The sequence below is a fragment of the Nocardioides sp. P5_C9_2 genome (genome assembly GCF_054049555.1).
On record NZ_JBFUMD010000239.1, the window covers coordinates 1 to 5,775 of the forward strand.

At 72.2% G+C, this 5,775-nt stretch carries 6 protein-coding genes and 2 tRNA genes; 7 read left to right on the top strand and 1 reads right to left on the bottom strand.

The features are described from left to right. Positions 1–68 precede the first annotated feature (68 nt). The 6 genes from ACXJKL_RS12715 (at position 69) to tig (ending at position 4,483) form a co-directional block, all read left to right on the top strand. On the top strand, positions 69–578 hold the full coding sequence (locus ACXJKL_RS12715; protein WP_457207412.1) for a ribose-5-phosphate isomerase: 510 nt from the start codon (positions 69–71) through the stop codon (positions 576–578). Further along, positions 571–1,464, top strand: a complete 894-nt coding sequence (locus tag ACXJKL_RS12720) for an Fpg/Nei family DNA glycosylase (RefSeq protein ID WP_457207413.1) — start codon at positions 571–573, stop codon at positions 1,462–1,464. Before ACXJKL_RS12715 ends, ACXJKL_RS12720 begins: the two co-directional genes overlap by 8 nt. Further along, on the top strand, positions 1,461–2,543 hold the full coding sequence (locus tag ACXJKL_RS12725; protein WP_457207414.1) for a PP2C family protein-serine/threonine phosphatase: 1,083 nt from the start codon (positions 1,461–1,463) through the stop codon (positions 2,541–2,543). The genes ACXJKL_RS12720 and ACXJKL_RS12725 overlap by 4 nt, the downstream gene beginning before the upstream one ends. 132 nt (positions 2,544–2,675) lie before the next feature. Then, positions 2,676–2,749 (top strand) — tRNA-Gly (locus ACXJKL_RS12730). A gap of 35 nt (positions 2,750–2,784) precedes the next feature. Beyond that, positions 2,785–2,857, top strand: a tRNA-Pro gene (locus tag ACXJKL_RS12735). A gap of 210 nt (positions 2,858–3,067) precedes the next feature. Continuing rightward, the gene (gene tig / locus ACXJKL_RS12740; protein ID WP_457207415.1) at positions 3,068–4,483 is read left to right on the top strand and encodes a trigger factor; all 1,416 of its coding nucleotides are present in this window, start codon (positions 3,068–3,070) and stop codon (positions 4,481–4,483) included. 82 nt (positions 4,484–4,565) lie between these two features. Here the strand turns inward: tig and ACXJKL_RS12745 are convergent, their stop codons facing one another. Continuing rightward, the gene (locus ACXJKL_RS12745; RefSeq protein WP_457207416.1) at positions 4,566–4,829 is read right to left on the bottom strand and encodes a hypothetical protein; all 264 of its coding nucleotides are present in this window, start codon (positions 4,827–4,829) and stop codon (positions 4,566–4,568) included. A 70-nt stretch (positions 4,830–4,899) separates the two neighbouring features. Here ACXJKL_RS12745 and ACXJKL_RS12750 point away from each other — a divergent pair. Then, on the top strand, positions 4,900–5,775 hold an 876-nt coding region (locus ACXJKL_RS12750), incomplete at its 3' end, for an esterase/lipase family protein (RefSeq protein ID WP_457207417.1).

Sequence of the window (5,775 nt, forward strand, 5' to 3'; positions counted from 1 at the left end):
AGGCAGGTCTCAGGGTTCGTGGACCAGCACCTGGCGTGAGGGCCTGTCCGGGCTGAGAGACTGGTGCCATGCGCGTACACCTCGGTTCCGACCACGCCGGCCTCGAGCTCAAGGACCACCTCCTGACGTGGCTCGTCGACCAGGGCCACGAGGTCGTCGACCACGGCCCCTTCGTCTACGACGCCCTCGACGACTACCCGTGCTTCTGCCTGCGGGCCGCCGAGGGCGTCGCCGCCGACCGGGCCGAGGGGCTCGACAGCCTCGGCGTCGTCATCGGCGGTTCCGGCAACGGCGAGCAGATGGCCGCCAACAAGGTCGAGGGCATCCGCTGCGCCCTGGTCTGGTCCGAGGCCACCGCGGCACTGGCTCGCGAGCACAACGACGCCAACGTCGTCTCCGTCGGCGGTCGGATGCATCCCGTCGAGGACATGGTGCGCTTCGTCGAGGTCTTCCTGTCCACGCCGTTCAGCGGCGAGGAGCGGCACGTGCGTCGCATCGCCCAGCTCTCCGCCTACGACTCGAGCGGCGAGCTGCCGCCCCTGCCCCCCTCGGCCCTGCAGGGCTCCGCGGGTGCCTGAGGGGCACACCCTCCGCCGGCTCGCCACCGACCTCGACGCCGCCTTCGCGGGCCGCCGCGTCCACGTCGGGAGCCCGCAGGGTCGCTTCGCGGCCGACGCCGCGGTCGTCGACGGCAGCGTCCTGCTGGGGGCCGACGCCGCGGGCAAGCACCTCTTCGTGGAGCTCGAGCACGACCACCTCGTGCACGTGCACCTCGGGCTCATCGGCACCTTCGACGTGCACGTCGGCGTCGGGGAGGTACCACCGCCGGTCGGCCAGGTGCGACTGCGCCTCGTGACCCTGCCCTCGGAGGAGCCCGGCCGGGCGACGGCGTACGCCGACCTGCGCGGCGCCACGCAGTGTGAGCTGATCGGTCCGGCACGACGCGACGAGATCATCGCCCGGCTCGGTCCCGACCCGCTGCGACCCGACGCCGACCCCGAGCGGGCGTGGCGACGCATCAAGGCCAGCCAACGACCGATCGGCGACCTGCTGATGGACCAGGCGGTGCTGGCCGGGGTCGGCAACGTGTACCGGGCCGAGGTGCTGTTCCGGCACGGCATCCACCCGCAGCGCCCCGGCGCCACGCTCCGGATCGGCCGGTGGCGAGCCGTCTGGGACGACCTCGTCGTGCTGATGGCCGAGGGCGTCGTGGCCAACCGGATCGACACCGTGCGCCCCGAGCACACGCCGGAGGCGATGGGTCGCCCCCCGCGCGTCGACGACCACGGTGGCGAGGTCTACGTCTACCGGCGCACGGGGCAGCCGTGCCTGGTGTGCGGCTCCGTCGTGCGCACCGAGGTGCTCGCCGGACGCAATGTCTTCTGGTGTCCGCGATGTCAGCCCAGGTTCCGCTCCCGGGCCGTACAGTCGTCGCAACAGCCCGCGCGAGGACCGAGGACATGAGCACTTCCCGATCCGGCGCGCAGCGCGCCGGCCGGCGCTTCGAGGCGCGGATCATGCGCAGGTTGCCGCCTGACTCGCTCACGCTCGTCGTGCTCGTCGCCGTCACCGTGGGTCTCGCGGTCGGCATCTGGAAGGTCCCCGACTGGGTGCCCTTCGCCGCTCTGATCGTGCCGATGGTGGTCGGCAGCCTGGTGCTCGGGCCGCGTCAGCTGCCGTGGTTCGTGGTGTTCGTGCTGCTGCTGGTGGCCGTGCTCGTGCCCCAGCAGCCCAACATCAACCAGCGCATCGCGATGACGGTGCTGGTGGTGTTCGCGATCGGCTTCATCATCCTGCTCTCCAGCTTCCGGCGCTCCCGGCTCGGCGTCGGCGGGCTGCGGGGGGAGTCGATGCTCGTCGACCTGCGCGACCGCATCCTCAAGCAGGGCCGCATCCCGGCCCTGCCCGACACCTGGCACGTCGGCAGCGAGCTGCGCTCCGCCGGTGGTACGGCGTTCGCCGGGGACTTCGTGGTCGCGGCGCGCCACGACGATCGCCTCGACGTCGCGGTGGTCRACGTCTCCGGCAAGGGCGAGGGCGCCGGAACCCGCGCCCTGCTGCTCTCGGGTGCGCTCGGCGGCCTGCTGCGGGCCCTGCCGCCCGACGAGTTCCTGGTGGCGGCCAACGACTTCCTCCTCGACCAGGACTGGGACGAGGGCTTCGCGACGGCAGTCCACCTCTCCCTCGACCTGCAGACCGGACGCTTCGAGATCCGCTCCGCCGGCCACCCGCCGGCCGCGCTGCGTGCCGCGGGCTCCGGACGGTGGTCGGTGCTGGAGGCCGAGGGCCCGGTGCTCGGCCTCATCGAGGGGACGTCGTACGACAGCGTCGAGGGGGTCATGAAGCACGGCGACGCGATGCTGCTCTACACCGACGGCATGGTCGAGACGTCCGACCGCGACATCATGCTCGGGGTCGACCGGATGCTGGGGCAGGCCGAGCGCCTGCTGCGGGGGGACTTCGAGGGCGGCGCCGCGCGGCTCATCGGGGCGCTCGGGTCGCGCAACGACGACCGAGCCCTGCTGCTGGTCCACCGGCGCTGACACGCGGGTCCGGCCCGGCCGGCCGACGAGTCGGTGGTGGCTGCGGTGGACCCGTGTGGCACCATGACACCGCGCGGAGACCTGCCCGCCGGACCACGGGTCCGGGGTCCACGGGGAGGCGGCCCCGTGCATGCGGATGTAGCTCAATGGTAGAGCCTCAGTCTTCCAAACTGATCACGCGGGTTCGATTCCCGTCATCCGCTCCAAGCAGGCCGTCTCCTCCCGGAGAAGGCCCACTTGACGGGGCGTAGCGTAGTGGCTAGCGCGCCTGCTTTGGGAGCAGGAGACCGCAGGTTCGAGTCCTGTCGCCCCGACCGCTCCGTCCGGCACACCCGCCTCTCACGTCCCGCCCGTGACAGCGGCGATCGGGCGATTTCGGGGGCGTGTCGCGGGGCCAGTAGGCTGCACTGAGGCCGGGAGACCGATGGGCGCACTGCGCCTGTCGCCCCGACGACCACTCCGGTTCCCGCGCACCGCGCGGGACGAAGAAGACCGGGACCACGAAGACATTGAGGAGACAACCTGTGAAGAGCGCCGTCGAGAACTTGACCCCGACCCGGGCCAAGCTGACTGTCGAGGTGCCCTTCGAGGAGCTCAAGCCGAGCCTCGACGCGGCGTACAAGAAGATCGCTCAGCAGATCAACGTGCCCGGCTTCCGCCGCGGCAAGGTGCCCCCGGCGGTCATCGACCGTCAGGTCGGTCGTGGGGCCGTCCTCGACGAGGCGATCAACGAGGTCGTCCCGGCGAAGTACATGGAGGCGCTGCAGGAGAACGAGCTCGAGCCCCTGGCCCAGCCGGAGATCGAGGTCACCAAGTTCGAGGACAACGACGCCCTGGAGTTCACCGCCGAGGTCGACGTCAAGCCGCAGTTCGAGCTCCCCTCCTACGAGGGCCTCGAGGCCGAGGTCGAGGACATCGAGATCTCCGACGCCGACGTCGAGGAGCAGGTCCAGGCGCTGCGTGAGCGCTTCGGCACCCTGACCGAGGTCGAGCGCGAGGCCGCCGACGGCGACTTCGTCACCATCGACCTGACCGCGGCCAAGGAGGGCGAGGCCGTCGAGGGCGGCGAGGTCTCCGGCATGTCCTACAAGGTCGGTCGCGGCGGCATGCTCGACGGGCTCGACGAGGCCCTGGTCGGCATGAAGGCCGACGACGAGAAGACCTTCGCCTCCGAGCTCGTGGGCGGTGACCTGGTCGGCGAGGCCGTCGACGTCACCGTCAAGGTCACCGGCGTGCAGGAGCAGCAGCTGCCCGAGGTCGACGACGAGTTCGCGCAGATGGCCTCCGAGTTCGACACCGCCGAGGAGCTCACCGCCGACGTGCGTGAGCGTCTCGGTCGCGGCAAGCGCCTCGAGCAGGCTGCCGCCGCGCGCGACGCCGTCCTCGAGGCCCTGCTCGAGAAGGTCTCCATCCCGCTCCCCGAGACCATGGTCACCGACGAGCTCAACGCACGCCGCGAGAACGTCGAGCAGCAGCTCGTCTACGCCGGGCTGACGATGGAGAAGTACCTCGAGGACGAGGGCCAGACCACCGAGGAGTTCGAGGCCGACCTCGACCGCCGGGTCCGTGACGCCATCGCCGCGCAGTTCATCCTCGACGCGATCGCGAAGAAGGAAGAGCTCGGCGTCGACCAGCAGGACCTCTCCTCGCACCTCGTGCGACGTGCCCAGCAGTCCGGGCAGGACCCGCAGGAGTTCGCGAACCACATGTTCGAGCACAACCACATCCCCGAGCTCGTGCAGGAGATCCTGCGCGGCAAGGCGCTGGCCGCGATCGTCGAGACGGCGACCGTCAAGGACGCCTCGGGCAACGTGGTCGAGCTGAAGAACCTGCAGCCCGACGGCACCATCGGCGAGCCCGCAGCCGAGGCCGACGCGGCCCCGGAGACGGACGACTCCGCCGAGTCGGCCGAGTCGGGCGAGGAGCCCGCTCAGGCCTGATCGGCCCGCAGCACCCAGTACCGCCACGACGGGGCGTCCGGAGCGATCCGGACGCCCTGTCGCGCGCGTCCGGCTGCTCCGGTCAGGAGTCGGTCGCGTCGAGCGGCAGGGACGGCAGGGCACAGAAGAGCACCAGGGTCAGGGCGTGCCTGCGACGTACGACGTCGGGGTCGACGGCCAGACCCTCGACGGCCGGGGCAGGCGGTCCCGTGGCTGGCGGCGTGGGGGAGTGCGGCGAAGTCGCGCGCCAGGTCCTCGACCCGCCCGGCCACCTCGCGCATCCGGTCGCGCAGGCGGGGCGGAAGGTCGACGCCACGAGCGGGTGTCGCCACACGCCCTCGTGCATCCTGCGAGTGTGGCGCAGTCGACGCCGGGCATGGGTGCACAGGTGTCCACTCGGCGATTACGCTGGTCGAATGCCCACGCGCAGCCACGCCACCGCCGGACCCGGGGTGCTCGACGCCCTGTCCCTGGTGGCCGAGGTCGTCGACGACCTGGGCGTGAAGACGGTCCGCGACACCCACCTCGCGTTCGTGGACCGGGTCCACGGGATCCTCGACCGGTCGCTGGGACCGGCATCGGCCCTGCCGGGCCGGGTGCACCGGACGGTCGCGTCGGGCGTGTACGCCGGGGTCGGCCACGGCCTGCGGGCCGCCGGCCGGGGCCTCGACGCGGCAGCCACAGCGGGTCTGGACGCGCGTGCCGGCGGCCGGCTGGACGACCATCCCCGGGGTCGCTTCGTGCGGGCGGCGGTCAACGGGCTGATCGGGGACCGGCTCGCCGAGGAGCRACCGCAGTGGTCGATCCCGATGGCGGTGCGGGTGGACGGTCGCGACGTCGACCTGACGGCGGAGGGCGTGCGGGGGGCGTACCCGGGTGCGACAAGTCGGGTCGTGGTGTTCCTCCACGGACTCTGCGAGGACGAGTCCAGCTGGCGCCGGCATCGCGACGAGGTGGGGACGACGTACGCCGAGGCGCTCGCCGGGCAGGGCTGGACCCCCGTCATGCTGCGCACCAACACCGGGCTCACGCTGCGGGCCAATGGCGCCGCCCTGACCGCCGTGCTCCAGCAGCTCACCCGGTCCTGGCCGGTCCCGGTCGAGCGGATCGCGCTGGTCGGCCACTCCATGGGGGGCCTGGTGGCGCGCGCGGCCGCCGACGTGGTGGACGACTGCGACGACCGCTGGGTCGACCGCGTCACCGACGTGGTGACTCTCGGCACCCCGCACCTCGGCTCACCCGTCGCGAGCGGCGTGGGCGCCGGCAGCCGGGCCCTGGGCCTGGTGCCCGAG

Excerpts from the sequence above, each read along its gene's own strand:
- ACXJKL_RS12715 (WP_457207412.1), top strand. The coding sequence starts at position 69 with ATGCGCGTACACCTCGGTTCCGACCACGCCGGCCTCGAGCTCAAGGAC.
- ACXJKL_RS12745 (WP_457207416.1), bottom strand. The coding sequence starts at position 4,829 with ATGCACGAGGGCGTGTGGCGACACCCGCTCGTGGCGTCGACCTTCCGC.